The sequence below is a fragment of the Nocardia sp. JCM 34519.1 genome, assembly GCF_020361265.1.
Lineage (GTDB): Bacteria > Actinomycetota > Actinomycetes > Mycobacteriales > Mycobacteriaceae > Nocardia > Nocardia arthritidis_A.
The window spans coordinates 44,006-62,913 of record NZ_JAIRBR010000018.1; the positions used below are offsets into that span (position 1 = coordinate 44,006).

At 68.1% G+C, this 18,908-nt stretch carries 19 protein-coding genes and 1 pseudogene; 3 read left to right on the forward strand and 17 right to left on the reverse strand.

What is annotated here, in order from left to right; all coding sequences use genetic code 11:
• Positions 1–93: 93 nt before the first annotated feature.
• From dinB to LGY53_RS32735, 7 genes are all read right to left on the reverse strand, one after another.
• Positions 94–1,329, reverse strand: coding sequence for a DNA polymerase IV (gene dinB, locus LGY53_RS32705; RefSeq protein ID WP_374111262.1), 1,236 nt, complete (start codon positions 1,327–1,329; stop codon positions 94–96).
• 123 nt (positions 1,330–1,452) lie between these two features.
• The gene (locus LGY53_RS32710; protein ID WP_225730559.1) at positions 1,453–2,211 is read right to left on the reverse strand and encodes a pyridoxamine 5'-phosphate oxidase family protein; all 759 of its coding nucleotides are present in this window, start codon (positions 2,209–2,211) and stop codon (positions 1,453–1,455) included.
• Positions 2,212–2,317: 106 nt separating this feature from the next.
• Positions 2,318–2,815, reverse strand: coding sequence for an SET domain-containing protein (locus tag LGY53_RS32715; protein WP_225730560.1), 498 nt, complete (start codon positions 2,813–2,815; stop codon positions 2,318–2,320).
• A 14-nt stretch (positions 2,816–2,829) separates the two neighbouring features.
• On the reverse strand, positions 2,830–5,322 hold the full coding sequence (locus LGY53_RS32720) for an Hsp70 family protein (protein WP_225730561.1): 2,493 nt from the start codon (positions 5,320–5,322) through the stop codon (positions 2,830–2,832).
• The gene (locus tag LGY53_RS32725) at positions 5,322–5,699 is read right to left on the reverse strand and encodes a hypothetical protein (protein WP_225730562.1); all 378 of its coding nucleotides are present in this window, start codon (positions 5,697–5,699) and stop codon (positions 5,322–5,324) included. Before LGY53_RS32725 ends, LGY53_RS32720 begins: the two co-directional genes overlap by 1 nt.
• Positions 5,700–5,724: 25 nt before the next feature.
• A complete protein-coding gene (locus tag LGY53_RS32730; RefSeq protein ID WP_225730563.1) occupies positions 5,725–8,592 on the reverse strand; it encodes a tetratricopeptide repeat protein in 2,868 nt (955 codons plus the stop codon).
• 249 nt (positions 8,593–8,841) lie between these two features.
• The gene (locus tag LGY53_RS32735; protein ID WP_225730564.1) at positions 8,842–9,267 is read right to left on the reverse strand and encodes a DUF6010 family protein; all 426 of its coding nucleotides are present in this window, start codon (positions 9,265–9,267) and stop codon (positions 8,842–8,844) included.
• A gap of 202 nt (positions 9,268–9,469) precedes the next feature.
• On the opposite strand from LGY53_RS32735, the gene LGY53_RS32740 reads away from it, so the two are divergent.
• Positions 9,470–10,408, forward strand: coding sequence for a GlxA family transcriptional regulator (locus tag LGY53_RS32740; RefSeq protein WP_225730565.1), 939 nt, complete (start codon positions 9,470–9,472; stop codon positions 10,406–10,408).
• Between the two features lie 23 nt (positions 10,409–10,431).
• Here LGY53_RS32740 and LGY53_RS32745 read toward each other — a convergent pair whose 3' ends face one another.
• The 4 genes and pseudogenes from LGY53_RS32745 to LGY53_RS32760 all read right to left on the reverse strand — a co-directional run bounded on the left by LGY53_RS32745 (position 10,432) and on the right by LGY53_RS32760 (position 13,042).
• Positions 10,432–10,737, reverse strand: coding sequence for a transcriptional regulator (locus LGY53_RS32745; protein WP_225730566.1), 306 nt, complete (start codon positions 10,735–10,737; stop codon positions 10,432–10,434).
• The gene (locus LGY53_RS32750) at positions 10,725–11,189 is read right to left on the reverse strand and encodes a hypothetical protein (RefSeq protein ID WP_225730567.1); all 465 of its coding nucleotides are present in this window, start codon (positions 11,187–11,189) and stop codon (positions 10,725–10,727) included. The genes LGY53_RS32745 and LGY53_RS32750 overlap by 13 nt, the downstream gene beginning before the upstream one ends.
• A 55-nt stretch (positions 11,190–11,244) precedes the next feature.
• Positions 11,245–12,093: pseudogene (locus LGY53_RS32755) on the reverse strand (RNA polymerase sigma factor); the annotation flags it as partial.
• A 130-nt stretch (positions 12,094–12,223) separates the two neighbouring features.
• Positions 12,224–13,042 (reverse strand): helix-turn-helix transcriptional regulator, encoded by an 819-nt coding sequence (locus LGY53_RS32760; protein WP_225730568.1) that lies wholly within the window; start codon positions 13,040–13,042, stop codon positions 12,224–12,226.
• A 70-nt stretch (positions 13,043–13,112) separates the two neighbouring features.
• Between LGY53_RS32760 and LGY53_RS32765 the strand changes: the two genes are divergently transcribed.
• Entirely contained in the window at positions 13,113–14,309 is a 1,197-nt protein-coding gene (locus LGY53_RS32765; protein ID WP_225730569.1) for an MFS transporter, read from the forward strand.
• A 37-nt stretch (positions 14,310–14,346) separates the two neighbouring features.
• Here the strand turns inward: LGY53_RS32765 and infA are convergent, their stop codons facing one another.
• The 6 genes from infA to LGY53_RS32795 form a co-directional block, all read right to left on the reverse strand.
• The gene (gene infA, locus LGY53_RS32770; protein ID WP_167474963.1) at positions 14,347–14,571 is read right to left on the reverse strand and encodes a translation initiation factor IF-1; all 225 of its coding nucleotides are present in this window, start codon (positions 14,569–14,571) and stop codon (positions 14,347–14,349) included.
• Positions 14,568–15,356, reverse strand: coding sequence for an N-acetyltransferase (locus tag LGY53_RS32775; RefSeq protein ID WP_225730570.1), 789 nt, complete (start codon positions 15,354–15,356; stop codon positions 14,568–14,570). Before LGY53_RS32775 ends, infA begins: the two co-directional genes overlap by 4 nt.
• Positions 15,357–15,542: 186 nt before the next feature.
• Complete coding sequence (locus LGY53_RS32780) at positions 15,543–15,812, reverse strand: hypothetical protein (RefSeq protein ID WP_225730571.1); 270 nt, start codon at positions 15,810–15,812, stop codon at positions 15,543–15,545.
• A gap of 76 nt (positions 15,813–15,888) precedes the next feature.
• Positions 15,889–16,857 carry an SAM-dependent methyltransferase gene (locus LGY53_RS32785; protein WP_225730572.1) on the reverse strand — a complete coding sequence of 323 codons (969 nt, stop codon included), beginning with the start codon at positions 16,855–16,857 and terminating at the stop codon, positions 15,889–15,891.
• Between the two features lie 44 nt (positions 16,858–16,901).
• Positions 16,902–17,675 carry a TIGR03086 family metal-binding protein gene (locus LGY53_RS32790; RefSeq protein WP_225730573.1) on the reverse strand — a complete coding sequence of 258 codons (774 nt, stop codon included), beginning with the start codon at positions 17,673–17,675 and terminating at the stop codon, positions 16,902–16,904.
• A 28-nt stretch (positions 17,676–17,703) separates the two neighbouring features.
• On the reverse strand, positions 17,704–17,916 hold the full coding sequence (locus LGY53_RS32795) for a hypothetical protein (protein ID WP_225730574.1): 213 nt from the start codon (positions 17,914–17,916) through the stop codon (positions 17,704–17,706).
• Between the two features lie 29 nt (positions 17,917–17,945).
• Here LGY53_RS32795 and LGY53_RS32800 point away from each other — a divergent pair, with 29 nt between their 5' ends.
• Positions 17,946–18,803 (forward strand): LLM class flavin-dependent oxidoreductase, encoded by an 858-nt coding sequence (locus LGY53_RS32800; RefSeq protein ID WP_225730575.1) that lies wholly within the window; start codon positions 17,946–17,948, stop codon positions 18,801–18,803.
• Positions 18,804–18,908: the final 105 nt, after the last annotated feature.

Genomic DNA, 18,908 nt, shown 5'->3' on the forward strand with positions numbered 1-18,908 from the left:
CGACCGAACCCGATGGATAAAGTCCGGCGAGCGCGTTGTCCGAAATGCGGTGAGTCGCGGCATTTCGCGGACCTGGGTGGTTATGCCCTCGATTCAATCGGGCAGTAGCGGCACCGAAAGTCCTTCGCCACGGCCGAGCAGTGCCGCGCGAGTGACCGCGCCGGAACCGAAGCGTTCCCGCAGGCTGTCCAGGGTGGCGTCGAGGGTGTTGGTGGCGCGCGGGGTGAACGGGAGGGTGAGTTGGACGTGATCGGCGTCGTCGAGGTTGGTCAGCGCGAGGCCGATGAGGGTTATTCCGCGTTCCTGGATGAGCGGCATGGCCGCGGCGAGCAGCAGCCGGGCGGCATGCAGCAGGGCGGCGGTGTCGTCGGTGGCGGCGGGCAGGGTGCGTGAGCGGGTGGCGCGGGCGAAATCGTCGAAACGCAAGCGCAGCACCACCGTTCGGCACACGCGGTCGGCGGCGCGCAGGCGGCGGCCGAGCCGGTCGACGAGCCCGTGCAGGTAGGCCTCGATCTCGTCGGGCGGGCGGTAGCGGGTGCCGAGCGCGCGTTGGGCGCCGATGGAGCGGCGGCGCCGCCCGGTCTCCACCCGGCGCGGATCTCTGGCCCAGGACAGTGCGTGCAGATGCCGTGCCGCGGCCGGACCGAGGATGCCGCGCAGCGGCCCCTCGCCGAGTTCGGCGAGCTGACCCACTCGGGTGATGCCGTGTTCGTGCAGCGTGCGAGCGGTGACATCGCCTACGCCCCAAAGTCTTTCGACCGGCAGCGGATGCAGGAAGTCGAGTTCGCGGTCGGGTTCGACCAGGCGCAGCCCGTCGGGTTTGGCGACCGCGCTGGCCACCTTGGCGAGGAATTTGTTGCGGGCGATGCCGACCGAGATCGGCAGCCCCACCTCGCGGCGGATCCGGGCGCGCAGCCGATGCGCGATGTCCTCGGGCTCGCCCGCGATGCGACGCAGCCCGCGCACATCGAGGAAGGCCTCGTCGATCGAGATGCCCTCCACCAAAGGCGTTGTGTCCCGGAATATTTCGAATACCGCCCGGCTCGCCTCCGCATAGGCCGACATGCGCGGGCGCACCACGATCGCCTGTGGGCACAGCCGCCGCGCCTGCCCGCCGTTCATCGGCGTCCGCACCCCGAACGCCTTCGCCTCATAACTGGCCGCCAACACCACCCCGCCGCCGACGATCACCGGCTTCCCACGCAACCGCGGATCGTCCCGCTGCTCCACCGACGCATAAAACGAATCCAGATCCGCATGCAGGATCGAGGCATCCGAGCGCGCCACAATCCGCCCCCGCACCCCCGCACCACCTCCGGACACGAACATATGTTCGCATAGATCCGGATGATCCGCTCGCGGGACGGTGCCCCGCTGTGCAGCCGGTGGTCGTCACCGAAAGTGGTGCGGGCCGAGTACGCCGAGGTTGGCAAGCGACTCTACGTCAGCCGGTCAGACTGGACCGAGGATGTCCACTCGGACATCGAAGATGAAAGGTACGCAGTCTGGGCCACCCTCCAGCAACTCGGTACTGACGGTGGCGATGCCGTCCTTGACGTCCTCGATTACGCACCCGATGCTGGTCGGGCGGGGGTAGGCCGATGTGCGTCCCAGGTCACCACCGAAGTAGACGCTCTTGCCGACCAATTGGTGAGGTCGGCCGTATGCGTCGGCGAATTCGACCAGAACGATGCCCGGTTGTGGGTCGTCGGTAAGCCAAGCGAAAGCAGTGGCGGGCAATTCGCAACGATCGCCCTTGCCCAAACTCGGTTCCACGACGCCACCATACCGGTTCCAGCAACTACCGACAGTGCTCAGCGAGTCCGGCCGCCGATAGCCGATGACCACCGCGCCGTTGGGGCTCAAGCGTTTTCGCGTTCGGCTCGCTGACGCATCAGTTCTTCGACCGCGGTGGGGAGGGTGGTGTCGAAGTCGATGAGTTTGGCCCAGGTGGGGGATGAGCAGGATCTTCGGGGGATGCACCTCGGTGTCGATCGTCAACGCCACCATCGGATTACGGCGCAGCGAAGGCAGTTTCGGCGCGTTCTTCGAGGTGCACACCACGATCTGGGAACCGTTCCAGACGAAGGCGACCGGAACGTTGCGTGGCGTGCCGTCCTTGGCGACATAGGCCATTCGCAACAGGTCACGGTTCAGCAGTTCCTGGCTGATCGGCAGATTCAGGATCGTGCTGATCGCATTCGGTCCCATGATGGCTCCTTCGTATCGTCGAGGCCCGTTCGGCCGCTCGTACTCCTGGGACGGAGCCGCCCGAACGTTCTCGACATCGCCGACGTGGAATTTTTTCGGGGGCCGATCAGCTGATGCGCCGGGCGAGATACCGAGAGAAGTAGCCGCGATACTTGGCCTGCAGGTCGGGCCGCTGCCAGTCGCGGCCGTCGATCACCCGGCGGCATGTCGAATGCCCGCAGGAGCAGTCCATCGAACCGTCGTAGTCGTCGAACAGCGCGTAGTCCGTGGTCAGCTCCTCCCCCTGAACGATATCCCGCATGGCGACCAGCAGAATGTTTCCCGCGAACCCGACGTTGGGTTCGCAGGAGTGGTTGATGAAGAGCATCACGCGTTCGTATTCGTCATCGGTCTTCGCGACGAGGTGCAGATCGTCGTCGATCTGAATCTCCGAATTCTGCAGGCGTTCCGGCAGTCGGCGCAGATCGTCGGTGGTGACGATGTGACCGCCCTTGACCGCGACGGTCTCACTCGCAGCGATCGGTGCGACGGCAACGAGGCCCCGGCCGGAGATGGTGCTGTCCGCACCCTTGACCGCTTTCGGGCTGATCCAGGATTCCACCATGGCTGCATCCATTCTCAGGCGCCGCGAATCGTGCTGAAGGGGTCGGGCTCGGCGGGTGGTTCGGCGAACAGTTGACGCAGCCTGGCGTTGATCATGCGCAGCCGGGTGACCTCACCGGCTCGGACCGCGGTGTTGCCCTGTTCGATCAGATCGTCCGCCTGGCGCAGGTCGATCATCTGGTTGCGGTCTCTGGCAAGGCTTTCGAAGATGAGGATGGGCAGTTCGCCGGTGTGGTCGAGGATTTGGCGCCACAGCAGGCTCAGCTCCGCGGTGCGCTGGCGCAGCAGATCCGGCGCCCGGCTCTCGATCGCGTCGCGCACCGCGACCTCGAGGTTGTCGAACTGTCTGCGGTAGATCTCGTCGCGCACCTCGTCGACGGCGCGGCGGACGTATGCGAGCAGTTCCTTCGCCCGGACCACCAGGCTCGGCCACAGCAGCTCGTCCTCGGCCTCATCGATCGCGGCCCGCAGGTCACGCAAGCGCTGCTGGGCGGCGACGGCGGCGTCGGGATCGGCCGCGGCGGCCTCGACCAGTTGCTGGGTGTCGGTGGCGGTCTGCTCGTCGTCGATGCGGGCCAGCAGCAGCTCCGAGGTCGGGTTGCCGATATCGCGGTGCCGCTGCCGGACCGCGGCCAGCCGCGCCAACTCCTGCTCGGTCTCGCGGCGCAGGTCGGCGGCGTCCGGCAGGGTTTCGGTGTGCAGATCGATGACGTTCTCGAATTCCGCGTCCAGATACGGAATGTAGGCGCGGGCCACCATGATTCGGGACGCGTCGATCTCGAGCGTCACCTCGATCTCGCTGCCCTCCGGGATGCTGCGCTCCACCTGGTCGGCGGTGATGTCGAGCCGCCCGATCGTGCGATTGCGGTCGCCCCTGGCGTGTTCACCCTCCAGCACCGGAATCCGGATGAGGCCGGTGCGCCCGCCGCCACGGTGCACGGGGGCGGCGGTGCGCAGCCGCTTGCGTGCGCGAGCGGGCAGCGGGGTGCCGCGCTCGATCAGCCGGACGGTCGTGTTGTCCGCGAGGCCGACATTGAGTGAATGGATCAGCGGCGGTTGGGTTTCCACCGCGCCGACGGTGTAGGTCAGCGTATTCGGCGTGAGTTCGCGGCGGGTGCCGCTGGCGTCGGCGAGTTCGATCTCGAAGGTATTCGCGACCCCCGCTTGCGCCCACAGCGTGGTGCTGAACACGCCGGTCTCGGCGACGGCGACCTTGCCGCCGCGCCACGGTGGCCGCGATGTCGAGTTCACCAATTCCACTGTGAGCCCGGCCGGTACGGTGCCGTCGGCGGCGGCGATGCGGCCGATGATCAGCGGTTCGGTATCGGGGCCGACGGGGGAGTACTCCAGCTGGACGGTGAATCCGCCCGGTGCGGCCACCGGTGCCGCGCCGCCCGGAATCCGTTGTGTCCCAGCGAAGATCGCCGCGCCGCGGGCGACGACGGTGAGCGGGTCCTGGCTGAAATCCAGCGGGATGCCGAGGCCGTGCTCGGGGTGGGTGAGATGTTCCCGCAGATACGGTGACAGGGTCGGTCCACCCACCAGGATCAGTTTGGCGATATCGCCCGCCCCCAGCCGCGCCTCCTCTAACGCCTTGCGGCACAGGTTCACCGACCGGGTCAGGAACGGTTCGGCCAGCCGCTGCACATCTTCGCGGCGCAGTTCGTAGTAGAACTCGAAGCGCCGCCCGGTGCCGTCGTCGAGGTCGATCTCGATATCGGCGGACGTGCCGCGCGACAGCGCGATCTTCGCCTTCTCCGCGTGCAGCTTCAGCTTGTTCACCACCGGCCGCCAGCGCGCGGCGCCGCGGGCCAGATCGGTCAGCCCGAATTCCACACGCACCGCGGGGATCAGCAGCTCCTCGACGATGCGCCAGTCGATCTGCTTGCCGCCCAAATGATTATCGCCGCGGTGGTTGAGCACGGTGAACTCGCCGTCACGCAACTGGATGACCGCGGCGTCGAAGGTGCCGCCGCCGAGGTCGTACACCAGCCAGCGGGCGTTCTCGTCCGCGGACTGGAAGCCGTAGGCCAGCGCGGCGGCGGTCGGCTCCTGCAGCAGCGGGGCGAACCGCAGCCCGGCCGCCTCGGCCGCGACCCGCGTCGCCTCGCAGGAACTCATATCGAAGGCCGCGGGAACCGTGACGACGGCCGCCTCGATATCCTCACCGAGCCGCTGCGCGACATCGGCGCGCAGCGATTTCAGTACCTCGGCCGAGAGCTGGGGCGGGGTGAGTTCCCGGCCGCTGGCCGCGAAACGCACCTTCTCCTGGGCGGTTCCCATGCGCAGCTTGAATTCCGCGGCGGTGTTGTCCGGGTCGGATTCGGCGCGTTCCTTCGCGGCCCGGCCGACGCGCAGCTTGTCCCGCTTGTCGATCCAGACGGCGGACGGTGTGGTGTCGGCGTCCTCGTTGTTCTTGATCACCTCGGCGTCGACACCGCGCAGCACGGCGACGGCGCTGTTGGTGGTGCCGAGATCGATACCGAAGTCGACGGTCGTGCGGCTCATCACAGCGCCTCCGAATCGGTCTGCGCCGCACCGTTTTCCGGAACGGCGACGATGATCTGGCCGCGCTGGGACAGGTGACCGTCGATATACACGGTCGGCGTGATGGTCTCGGTGACCGTCTCGTAGGTCACCGCCTCCGAGGGCGCGAAGGCGACCACCTCCACCGACTGTCCGGCGTCGAATCGGTCACCGGTGTGCGTCTGCACGACGACACCGGCGTCGGCCAGCGCATCGCTGAGCGAGTTCACTTGCCGGGTAATGGATTTCAGCAGCTTGCCGGGATCATCGGCGTGCTGGTCGGCGCCGAGTTTGTCCCGCAGTCGCCAGACGCCGGTGGCCAGATCCACCAGCAGTGGGCGGAAATCCTTGTCTTGCATGCATTCTCCCCGTTACCGGCGGCCGTTACGGCCGCTCGCCTTTGCGCCAGCCCTCGGCCAGCAGTTGTTGGACGCGCGGATATTCGAAGGCGCGATTGGGCGCCTGGGTCGCGGTCTGCGACTTCGACATCGCCACACCGATGAGGATCGCCACGACGCCGATGACCGCGGCGCCGATCGCCCCCGGCGGGTGGCTGGCGCCGAGCGCGGCGATACCGCCGATGAACGCGGCGAGGAATCCGATGAAGCCGAGGAAGCCGCCGAATCCGCGCAGCCGCGCGCCCGGCGCGTGCTCGATGCGGCACTGCTCGCAGCGCGGCACGTCGATGTGCAGCGACTGCCAACGCGTCGTATTTCCGCGGCGGGTGACGTTGTTGTGCAGGCCGACACGGTATTTCGCCGGGTCGGCGCCGGGCTGTCGCCCGCAGAACCAGCAGTAGGTGCGGAGTCGTTCGGCCTGTTCCCGCTCGGCTCGGATGCGGGTGAGCACGGTGTCCTGTTCGCGCAGGTAGTCCAGTGCGTCCTTACCCCGTACCGTCGGCCGGATCCGATCCATCAGTTCCACGGTGGCGTCCAGGTCGCCGGTTCTGTTGAAATATCCCACCACGCAATGGATTACGGTGGTGGCGATCCGGTCGTGGGCCGCGTCGATTGCCTCGGTGTTCGGCTGGGGCGCCGAGCGCATGCGCGCCAGCGGTTCCTGGGTGTCGGCGAGCAGGTCGCGGGCCAGCTGGGCGCCCTTCGTGGGATCGGTGGCGGTCTTCTCCCGCGCGAGGGTGCACTGGTGTGCGACGTTCGCGCTGGAGGTGGTCGCCCATTCGGTGGCGAGCCGGTCCAGGATCGAGCGGGTGGTGGCAAGCGGAGTCAGCCGTTCTAGGATGCTCAAACTCGTAGGTACCGACCGTGTTTCGTTGAACTGGGCGATATCGCAGGAGATCGCCGTGCGCACCAGGTCGTCGTGGGCGCCGCTGCCGATCGGATCGGTGGCGGGCCGCAACCGATCGATGATCAGCAGCGGGAGCTTGGCGTTGTCGAGCAGGCGGCCGGCCACCGCGCCCGCCGCCCTGGGATCGTTCTGGGCGGCCCGGGACGCGTCGTCGGCGAGTGTTCGGGTGTGCGCGGCCAGTTTTCGGACCGCGAGATCACGCGCGCTGTCGACGGCGGCCGGGTCGAAGCTGCTCGGACGGCCCGCGATCTGCTCGGCGAACCGGGTGAGCACGTCGGTGTGCAGGTCGGCGGCCGGGCGGTCACCGGCGATGGCCGCGCGGACCATCAGGTCCGTGTGCAGACGCAGCAGCGCGGCGGGTAGGGCGGCGCGCAGTTCGGCCAGCGCGGCGGTGCCGACCCGGCTGTCGCCGATGGCTTCGGTCCTGGCGCGCAACCACTCCCACGAATCGGCGGCGCAGATGGCGGCGTCCCAGGCGGTCAGGGCATCGAGCCAGGTTTCGGCATGCCGCCCGAGCGGTGACTCCATCGCCTGAATGTGGCGCACGACGGCCAGGTTGTGGGCGGCGATACCGGCCCGCGGCAGCCGTTCCAGCCAGATCCTTTCCATACCGGCGAGATCACCCGGCCGCGGACCGTCCTCGCCCGGCCATATCCAGAACAGCTCCTGGATCAATCGCTGTGCGGGCTCACGCAATTGGTTCAGCGCAGTCTTGGCCTCGCCCGGCTCCGGTTGCGACGGCATCGGGAGCAGCGGCGCGATCGTCAGGGGCGCGCCGAGTCGTTCGGCGGCCTCGAATTCGGTGACCCGCTTGCGAATTCGGCGGCCGTCGGCGTCGGTGGGCAGGTCGGCGAGGCGGAAGGCGTTGCGCCGGTACGGCGAATCATCGATGGCCGCGTCCAGGGCGGCCGTCACACCGGTCGGCGAGCCCGCCGCGGCGAATCCGAGGGTGGCCAGCGACACCGGCGCCCGCACCACCTCGGGCGGGATACCGCGCGCGGGTGCGGATTCGTCCGGCGCCGCGACCACACCGATTTTCACGAGGTTCGACTTGGCCATTTCGAAACCGTTGGCGGCGCTGCGTTCGAACCAGGCGGTGGCGGCCGCCTCGTTGCGCCCGGACGGCCGCATCCACAGCCGATGTCCGAGGTAGTTCATCGCGGCGGCGCTGCCCGCGGCGGCGGCCCGCTCGTACAGCACGATGAACATCGGATCACCTTCTCGCTCAGCGAGTTCGGCGAGCGCGTAGTCGGCCCGGGAGTCGCCGTGGGCCGCGGCCTTCTCGTACCAGCGGCGCGCGCCGAGCGGATCGCGCGGCTCGATGCGCTTGTCGAGCAGGTTTCCCACCGTGAAATCGGCCTTGTCGTAGTTCGCCTCGGCCGCCTTCACGAACCAGGGCAGCGCGGAGGCGTAGTCCGGTGGATCCATGGCCTCGAACAGGCAGCCGATATTGAACATGGCGATGCCGTCGCCGTTTTCGGCGGCCTTCTCATACCAGTGGCGTGCGCCGGCGAAATCGCGTGGGGTGGTCCACTGGTCGAGGACGAACGCCAACCGGAAGTAGGCGTCGGCGTATCCGGCGGTCGCCGCCCGCTCGTACCAGTGGCGCGCGGACCGGTAGTCCGGCGGATCGAGCCGGTACTGGCAGATGATCCCGATATTGAACATCGCGACCTCGTCGCCGTGTTCGGAGGCTTTCTCGTACCAGCCGATCGCGGTGCGGTGATCCCGCTGATCCCGGCTGTCGTCGAGCAGATAGCCGAGCCGGAAGTACGCCGCCGTATGCCCGGCCGCCGCCGCCCGTTCGTACCACTCGCGGGCCCCGGAACGGTCGCGCGGCGTCGACGTCTCCAAGAAGTAGCCGAGGTCGTACATCGCTTTCGCGTCACCCGAGGCGGCCGCCTGCTCCAGATCGGCACGGTTCGACGGATCGTAGGTGGTGCTCACCGGATTTTCTCCCCCATATTTCCCGCCCGGGCCGCTCGGGCCCCTCCGGTTTGAACTCTACAATGGCACAGGCCATCCCGTGCACACACCTCGGGAAACTCCGCGAGGCTGCGCCGGGCGGGGAACCGGCCTGCGGCGGATCGGCCGCTACGGCAACACGATTCGCCGCCGATTCGGAATCACCGACGGCAGCGCGCTTTCCCGACAGCGGCCGATGCCCGTCGCAATCGCCAGGAGCTTGCCGGGCGACTAATTCACCGGCGCACGGCGGGACGTGCGGGCCCGGATGAACCCGAGCAGGTTGGGGCCGCCGCGCAGGCACCAGAGCGCGATCACCGGATCGCAGACCGCGCAGCCGAGCGAGGAATTGTGCGCGAAGGGGACGATCGGATGGCCTTTGAGGTGATGCAACACGTCGAGGGCGGTGTGCAGCAGCCACGCGATTCCGATGAACGTCCACGAATTCAGGCCGCGGAACGCGCAATAGGTGATGAGGGCGGTGCACAGGTACTCCCAGCCGCCCAGTCCGCCGCCACTGAGATAGGCGGCTCCGGCTCCGGCGATCATGATCGCGTTGAACGTACGTCGATGCGGTTCCCGGATCAGTGACATCAGCAGGGCATACACAGCGCCGATCAACAGCGGCGCAACAACATTGGCGATGACGGAATTCATGGGTGGGCGACTCCTCGTCGGGACGCATGGGTGAACCGGTCACGAAGGTATCCCCGCACCGAGGCCCGTCCCAGTGGCGTTTCTGCCACGTATCCACGGGAAAACGCCAACGCGAATCACCAGGGCCCGCCGCGGTTTTCGCTGGCTCGACCGGCATATTCACGGTCGTGGCGTAAATCCGGTGATGGGGTAGTTTCACGCCGTGCACACTGTCGCAGTTCTGGCCTTGGACGGCGTGATACCGTTCGACTTGTCCACTCCCATCGAGGTTTTCGACCGCACTCGGATACCGGACGGCCGCCGCGCCTATCGGGTCCGCATCTGCGCCGAGCGGCCGGAGGTGGATGCGGGCGTATTCGCCCTGCGGGCGCCATGGGGTCTGGACGCGGTGGCCGAGGCGGATACCGTGATCGTCCCCGGGGTCGCCGATCCGACCGCCCCGCTCTCGCCGAACGTACGCGACGCGCTGCGGGCCGCCGCCGCTGCGGGCACCAGGATCGCCTCCATCTGCACCGGGACGTTCCCCCTCGCGGCCACCGGACTCCTGGACGGGCTACGGGCGACCACCCACTGGATCGTGGCGGACCTGTTGGCGGCCACCTATCCCCGGGTCGAGGTCGATCCGGCGGTGCTGTATGTGGACAACGGCCAGATCCTCACCTCCGCGGGCGCCTGCGCCGGACTGGACCTGTGTCTGCATTTGATCCGTCGCGACTACGGCTCGGCCGTGGCGGCCGACGCCGCCCGGCTGTCGGTGATGCCGTTGGAACGCGAGGGCGGGCAGGCGCAGTTCATCGTCGCGCCGCACCCGCCCGCGCCGCGCGGCGCCACCCTGGAGCCGCTGCTGCTGTGGTTGCAGGACAACATGTCCGGTGATCTCACCATCGCCGATATCGCGGCCCAGGCGGGCACCAGCACGCGAACTCTGTTGCGGCAGTTCCGGACTCAGGTCGGCACCACGCCGCTGCGCTGGCTGCACGGCGCGCGTATCCGTCGCGCTCAGCATCTGCTGGAGACGACCGAGCACACGATCGAACGCATCGGCGCGCAAGTGGGTTTCGGCTCACCGACCGCGTTCCGCGACAACTTCAAGCGCACCGTCGGTGTCACCCCGAATGCGTACCGCCGCGCCTTCCGGTGAGGGTTCGCGAAAGACGTTGCGGGTCACTGCGGTGCTGTGGTTTCGCCCGCCTTGCGGGTGAGTTCGGTGAGGGCGGCGAGGTGGGCGTGGTAGGCGGCGCGGCCCTTGTAGGTGAGGGCGAGCCAGGTTTTCGGTTTGCGGCCGTCGTAGCCCTTGGTGACGGCGATGTATCCGGCGGACTCCAGCAGGGTCATCGCTTTGGAGAGGGTGGATTTGTTCAGGTCGCAGACGTCGCTGATGACCAGGAATTCGGCTTCGACGCAGCCGTCGAGGAATGCGACGAGCTTCAGCCGCGGCAGGGAGGCGAACAGCTCGTTCAGTTCTTCCATCGGGCCTTCCACGATGTGGGCCGCGGTCGGGCCTGGTCGAACCAGATCCATCCGCCCATGACGGCGCTGCTGAGGATTTGTAGCCACAGGTCCCACCGCGAACTCTCGAGGCCATGGGGCGGCATCAGCGCAATCGACAGTGCCAGCACCAGATAGAACTTCCACGACGGCTGCGGCAGCGGGACGATGCCGCGCGCCCGCCGGGTTCGGCGCAGCCATTGCAGAATTTTGTAATACACGAAGCCCGAGGCGATTCCGGGGATTCCGAAGATCAATGCGCGCACCGGATCATCGCTGTGATCGATCGCCATGCTCAGCAGAAATACGGCGAGCGCCGTCATGAATCCGGCCGCTATGGGTCCCCACGTCGGCAGGGCGGTGGCATCCTTCGCCTGCCGAGTGGTGGCGGCGGCGATGTCGAGCGCCTCCTGGGGTGTCTGTGCATCGTGCATGAGCTGACCGTATATCAACAAGTTTCCACTCGCCAACCAGTTTCCGCCGGTACTTCTAGGGGCGTAACAATTGCCGTACCCGGGCCGCCTCGCGGGTGAGGTGGTCGCGTTCGGGTACGGTGGTGGCCGCGCGAGATGCCTTGGCGTACAACGCGGCTGCTTGTTCGAGATCACCGTCGCGTTCGAGGAAGTAGGCGCGGGCCGCGACGTGGCGGGGCAGCTCCGGATCCAGTTCGGCCAGCGCGGCCAGTCCGGCCCGGGGTCCCTCGGCCTCACCGACCGCGACGGCGCGGTTCAGCCGCACCACCGGGCTGTCGGTGAGCAGCAGCAGTTCGTCGTACCACTCCACGATCTGCGGCCAGTCCGTCTCGGCGGCGCTCGGGGCGTCCGCGTGCAGGGCGGCGATCGCGGCCTGGGCCTGGTATTCGCCGAGCCGGTCGCGGGCCAGCGCGGTCCGCAGAATCGTCACGCCCTCGGCGATAAGATTTGCGTCCCAACGGGTTCGGTCCTGTTCGGCGAGCGGCACCAGGCGACCGCCCGGTCCGGTTCGCGACGCTCGGCGCGCATGATGCAGCAGCATCAGCGCGAGCAGCCCCGAGACCTCGGGCTCGTCGGTCGAGGCGGCGAGCTGGCGGGTGAGGCGGATGGCCTCGGCCGCCAGGTCGATATCCCCGCTGTAGCCCTCGTTGAAGACGAGGTAGAGCACGCGCAGCACGGTCGCGAGGTCGCCGGGCCGGTCGAGCGGCAGTCCCGCGATCCGCCGTTTGGCCCGGCTGATCCGTTGCGCCATGGTCGCTTCGGGTACGAGATAGGCCGTCGCTATCTGCCGGGTGGTCAGGCCGCCGACCGCGCGCAGCGTCAACGCGACGGCCGAGCCAGGGGACAGGCTGGGGTGCGCGCACAGAACGGTCCATCGGCACGTCGTTGGTCGCTGCCGGCGCGCCCCGATAGTGTTTGAGCAGCAGGTATTTCGCCATGACGGTCTACTCGGTTCGTTGCGGACCATTCTGGCCGGGTTGAGCTACGGACCGAGACTAGGTGGTGTCGCGCACCAGTGCCGACAATCGATCGGCGGTGTCGGCGTCGTCGGCGGTGCGCACGAGGATGTGCCGGGTCGGATCGTCGGCGGCGAGCAGCTTCGAATGCCGCAACGCCAGCCGCCCCACCTTCGGATGGTCCAGCAGCCGCAGCGTCGGGGTGAAGCCGCCGACGTCGTGGCCGTCCCACCAGTCGGCGAACGGCTCGATCGGGCGCAGCCGGGCCACGATCTCGGCGAAGCGGTCGTCGCCGGGATACCGATCGGCCTCGGCGCGGAATTCCGCCAGAATGCAGCGAGCGTGAATTGCCCAGTCCCGCAACATGGTTCGCATCGGCTGCCAGGCGAAATAGAGTTCGAGGGTATTCGGGTACGCGTCGCCGGTGTCGAACAGCGCGGATTCGGCGCGATTGCGCGCCAGGATATCGCCGTGCCGGTCGCGCAGGCTCGCCGGTGCCGGATCAAAGGCGGCCAGCACCGCGCGCAGGTGCGTATCCGCCGTCGGCGGCTCGGATACCTGGGTGTCATCGGGAGATCCGGCCAGCCGCAAGAGATGCCGATGCTCGAGCGGATCCAGTCGCAGGGTGCGGGCCAGCGCGTCGAGCACCTGCCGCGAGACGTTGATATCGCGGCCCTGCTCGAGCCAGGTGTACCAGGACAGGCTGACACCGGACAGCTGCGCGACTTCCTCCCGGCGCAGCCCCGGTGTTCGGCGGCGCGGCGAGCCGGGCAGCAGCAGGGATCCAGGATCGAGCCGCTCGCGGCGGGACCTGACGAAGGCCCCCAGGGTGCGGCGACGGTCGTGCTCGAGAGCCATAGCGGGTTCCAACCGTAGCAACCGCCGATGTCAATAGTCGTGACCGGTGGTGGATTTACCAGGATGACCAGTGACCTGGCTGGTCGTCCAGCACCTCGCCGACAGTGGGACGGTGACGAATACCCAAGTGCGCCAGGCGCCCACCGCACCGCCGCGGACGCTGCTCGCGGCCTGCTATTTCGCGGGCGTCGACCGATTCGCGATCGCGCCGCTGCTGGTGGCCGTCGCCGCGGCGATGCGCGTCCCGCTCGCGGATGTCGCGCTGGCCGCCAGCGGATACGCCTTCGCGTACGGGTTGTCGCAACCGATGTGGGGGATGCTGTCCGACCGCCTCGGACGGATACCGGTACTGCGGATCGCGCTGGTCGCGTCCGCGCTGAGCGGGCTGGCATCGACCTTGGCTCCGACGCTGGAGGTGCTGATTCCGCTGCGCGTGCTCACCGGCGCGTGCGTCGGCGCGATCGTGCCCGCCTCGCTCACCTACGTCGGTGACACGGTGCCCGCGCGGGTGCGGCAGCAGGCGCTGGCCGATCTCATGGCGGCCACCGGCGCGGCGACCGCCACCGCGACCCTCATCGCCGGCGTCGTCGCCCAATTCGCCGGCTGGCGTGCGGTTTTCGCGATTCCCGCGATCGCGCTGGGCCTGCTGACGCCCGGCCTGCGCCGGCTGCCGGAATCGCGACAGGAATCCGGCGGCAACCGCTACCGCGAACTGCTGCGCGGTCGATGGCTGCCGCTGGTGCTGCTGCTGGGTTTCGTGGAGGGCGCGCTGCTGCTCGGTGGCGTCACCTATCTGGCGCCCGCGCTGCAGCACGACGGGATGAGTCTGGCCGCGGCCGGTGCGCTGGCATCGACCTACGGCATCGGTGTGCTGGGCGGGACGCGGATTGTGAAACCGCTGTCGGTGCGGCTACCCGCATGGGCGTTGGCGGCCACGGGCGGAACACTGCTGGTGGGCGGTTTCGCGGTGATGGCGGTGTGGCAGCAGGCGGCAGCGCTCACCTTGGCGGCGGTAATCCTCGGTGGCGCATACTCTTTCCTGCACACCACCTTGCAGGCCTGGTCGTCGTCGATCGTGCCGCAGGCGCGCGGAACCGTTGTCGCCCTGTTCACCACGGCCCTGTTCGGCGGCAGCGCCGTCGCGACCGCGGCGGCGGCACCGTTTGCCGGTGCGGGCCGCTTCGGGACGGTGTTCGCGATGGCGGCGGTCATCGGCATCGCGCTTACGCTGGCCGCTGCGTTCGGACGAGCCCGGTGGCGGGAGTGAGGGTGGGCAAGCGTGGACGCTTGCCCACCCGACCCGGTTACGTCCGGTATCGGAAGAGGATCCGGCCGCGGGTCAGGTCATACGGGCTGAGCTCCAACAAGACCCGATCGAACGGCATGATCTTGATGTAGTTCCGCCGTACCTTTCCGCTGATGTGCGCGAGCACGATGTGCTTGTTGGCGAGCTCCACCCGGAAGGTGGCGTTGCGCAGGCATTCCAGCACGGTGCCCTCGATTTCGATGCCCTTGCTCGTCTTGGTCATCGCAGCACCAGTTCCAGGTTGCTGCCGACGCGCCGGGCGCCGATCCCATCGAAGAGTGCCGTTGCGGCGGTGTTGGATTCGTTCACCTCGGCGTATGCCGGGCCGTGACCGTCCCGGTGCAATGTGCCGAGCGCATGCGCCAGCAGCGCCCGCGCCACACCGGTGCGTTGCTCCCCGACCAGGACCGCGATCAGGCCGATGCGCGGCTGCCGGATCGCCCGCACCACGCGAATCAACCCGATATAGCGGCCCGATCGCACCGCGACCGCGTATTTCGACGGGTCGACGACGGTGTCGCCGGCGCGGCGGGGCAGCACTTCGGCGGGCATGCTGTGCCAGCCGACGGTGGCTTCGACCTCGTCGCGGATCGCCCGATCCAAGGCCCGCAGCGGGCGTTCGTCGGCGGCCGCGATCGTGATCCCCCGCGGCGGTGCGGTGGCGTCGAGTCCGGTGACCGCCGGATCGGTGGGCACGGAATACTCCCACTCGCGCCGACCCGACGCGAAGCCCGCCCGCCGCCAGCCCGCGATCAGATCGGACTCGACCTCGTCCACCACGGTGTAGAGCGGCCGTGGCAGTTCGGCCCGCACGGCCGTGGCGAGTTGGTCGAATACCGTTGCGTGCCAGGCGTCGACGCTGACGAAGCGCCGCCCGTCCGGCCTGCGGGACACATCGGCGCTGCCGACCACCCGGCCGTCCACCGCGGCATGCCACTCGGTGTCGGTGACCCGCGTGATGCTGGCGGCGGGCTCGCCTGTTTCGAATGTGAAAGGTTGTGCGTACATGGTTGTCGCCTTTCGGGATTGCCTTTGTTCAGGCGCTCCCGGCGACAACTACGACGTTCGCCCAACCGTGACGACGAGGGGGAGCACCCACTTCGATGCAGTGTTCATGGGTCTCACCTCCTGGGACGATGTCACGGTCCCGGCAGGTTACCAACAGTGCCGGTTTGTGGGCCACTTCTTTTTTCGTCAGTGCACCGACTGCTGGTAGCAGGCCACGTCGTACTGCGATTGGGATGCGTAGTGCTGGCCGCCGGTGCCGCCGTCGGCGCTGTTGATCCCCGGCTCGTTGAACGCTGAGCCCGGGCTGTTCGCCGACCGACCGGGTGTATTCGGTTCGACCTGTTGACACGACTGGTTCGGTTGCCCGGTATTTCCGGTCGGATTCGCGGTCGCGGGCGCGGCGAACAACACACCCGCGCCGATGGCGATTGCCCCGAGGGCCATAACCTTGCGCATGGCTTCCTCCTAGATGAAGCGATAGGGATAACTGTCATATCGCTACCCGGGGCCAGCTATTAGCAAGCAAATCGGTCTATCCGTTCGGGGCGCCCGAATCGTCATTGCCGCGGGTGCCGCTGACGTAGCGCACATCGCCCATGCGCATATCGTCCGTCAGGGGCGGAAGATCGTTGGCGCAGAACAGGTCCCGGACGCTGATGCCGGTCAGCGCCCAGCCGCGGGCGGTCAGGTAGGGGGCCGCTTCGTTGCGGGCACCGTAATATCGCAGCCTCGCCATATCGGTGTCGAAACCCTGTGCGCGCCAACGTTCGGAGATGCGGCGCAGGCTTTCCTTCGTCTTGTCCTCCTCGCCGGGGCGCGGGTTCGGCCTGCTTTCGGTGGCCACCCGGCTGCCTGGCGCGCTGAGTTCGGTGATGGTGTCCAGCAGGCGGTCCTGCGCCTCGGGTGGCAGGTAGCCGAGCAGCCCTTCGGCGCTCCACGCGGTCGGCCGGGCCGGGTCGAATCCTTTGGCGCGCAATGCGTTCGGCCAATCGTCGCGCAGATCGACCGCGACCACCCTGTGTTCGGCGGTGGGTGCGGCGCCGAGCTCGGCCAGCGTGCGGGTCTTGAATTCGATGACCTGCGGCTGGTCGATCTCGTACACCACGGTGCCGGTCGGCCACGACAGTCGGTACGCGCGGGAATCGAGCCCCGAGGCCAGGATCACGACCTGGGTGATGCCCGCGTTCGTGGCGTCGAGGAAGAACTCGTCGTAGAACTTCGTCCGCACCTTGGCCGCGTCGATCCAGATCTGCCCGACCAACTCGTCGGGCGGTGTTTCGCCGGTCGCCAGCCGGGTGAGGAGGTCGACGCCGACCGCCCGGACGAGCGGTTCGGCGAACGGGTCGTCGATGAGCCGACGGTCCGCGCGCGTCGCTATCGCCCGGGCCGCCGCGGCCATCGTCGCGGTCGCGCCGACACTGGATGACAGATCCCAGGCGTCGCCCTCGTATCTGCTGGACTGCGTTGAACTTTCGTCGCTGGATGACGAGGTCTCGGTCATGGTCGGCAATCTACGCGCGGCCACCGACATGGATTCCGTCTCGTTCAGAACGGGATTCTGTTGGGGTTCCGGCCCATTCGGTGCAGTAGCCGATTCTGTTGTGTCGCATCGTGTTCGGGCGTGCCCTCGGGGGCGGCGAAGAATCGGTGTGTGGTGTCGGCGGCGGTGGGGGTTTCCGGCAGTCCGGCGTAGATCTCGTCGAGGTGATGGTCTATCCAGGAGATCAGGGAGGTGTCGAGGGTGTCCGTCGTGCCGATGGCGCGCGCGAGATCCCAAGTGTGGACGGTGTTGTCGGTGGTGCGGACCGCGAGCGCCTGTTCGCCGGTCACCCGGCCCAGCGGGTAGTCGAGGATCCGCCGCAGCGCGCCGGGACGGGTGAACGCCTCGGCGCACAGCCGCACGGATCGGGTGTACGCCTCCGCCGGGTCCGAGCCCAGCGCGTCGGCGTCGCGCAGCCGCAGGAACTCCGCGCTGGTGCCTCCGTCGACGAGCCCGACGTAGTTGAGGTTCCCGCGGGTCACGTGATTGACCAGCTGGCGCACATTCCACTCCGAACACGGGGTCGGCCAGCACCACTGCTCGGGCCGGATCGCGCGCAATTTCTCCCCGAACTCGTTGCCGGACAGTAAGAATCGATCGACGATTCCCTCGAAACAGTTGGTCACGCCGGATAGCGTCTCCCACACCGGCGACCGCGGCTGGCGGGAATCGGACCTCGCACTGTGCCCGGCGGCGCGGGTTCCGGTCGCGTGGAACAGCCTGGCCGGCCCCACCATCATGCGCCCGCTGGTGGTGGAACGCGCACCGATCGCGCTCACCCGTGCAGCTATCGCCGAAGCACTACGGTCAGTAGATCTTGCGTGCGGTGCCGAATTGCAGCGTGTGCGGCAGTTGGGCTGCCGGTGGGGCGGGTTCGGCGTAGGTGGACGCGTAGCTCGTCGCGGGCGGCGATGCGGGCGACGATATTTCGAGCGTCCGATGGGCCGAATGTGGCGGAAACACAATGCAATCCGGCACGGGATGGCGGTATCGGGCGATCTTCGGCGGTGGTGTGGCCATGATGTCGCCTCGGCGTCGAGGCTGGAGTCATGAAAATCGTCATCGGCCTGCCGAACCATGTCGCCGGTGTGCCCGGCCCGGTCATCGGTGAATGGGTCCGCCGCGCCGAGCGGTGCGGGTTCGCGGGTGTCGGCACCATCGATCGTCTCGTCTATCCGAGTCTGGACTCGATCGTCGCGTTGGCGATCGCCGCCGGAACCGGCGCGGACCTCGAATTGGTGACCAATATCCTGCTGGCGCCGCTGTATCAGCCGACGGTGCTTGCCAAACAACTCGCGAGCCTGGCCGACGTCGCAGGAGACCGGCTCGTCATCGGTGTCGGCGTCGGTTCGCGGGAAAACGACTATGCCGCCGCGGGAGTCGATTTCACCGCCCGCGGTCGCATCCTCGACGAACAGATCGCGATCATGCGCCGGGCCTGGCGCGGCGAACCCGTCGCCGACGCCGCGCCGTTGTGTCCCGCGGCGGTGCGGATTCCATTGCTCGTCGGTGGCAAATCGAATGCCACGGTGCGGCGGGCGATCACCGTCGGTGACGGTTGGGTCGCCGGTGCGCTGCGCGACTATCCGGCCCAGTCCGCGTTGGCCGACCGGGTGCGGGCCGGTTGGAAGGAGGCGGGCCGAACCGGTGATCCCGTGATCCACGCCTCGGTGAACTTCGCGATCGGCGACGACGGCATCGCGCAGGCGGGACGCGAACATCTGGGCCGCTACTACGGATTCCACCCCCCATACGCCCAGCTCAACGTCGACGACATGCTCACCGACGCCGCCGACGCCCGCGAAACCGTCCGCGCCTACCGCGACCTCGGCTTCGACCGACTGATCTTCCACCCCACGGTGACATCGGTCGACCAGGTCGACCGCCTCGCCGACGCGATCCTCTGACGGTCGCGAATTCGTCTGCGGCGCAGGAACAGCGAGGCAGCTCGCCGCGCCGAACTGCGACAACGAGCTGCCACCGCGTGTGGGCCGGCTGACGATTCAGTGGCG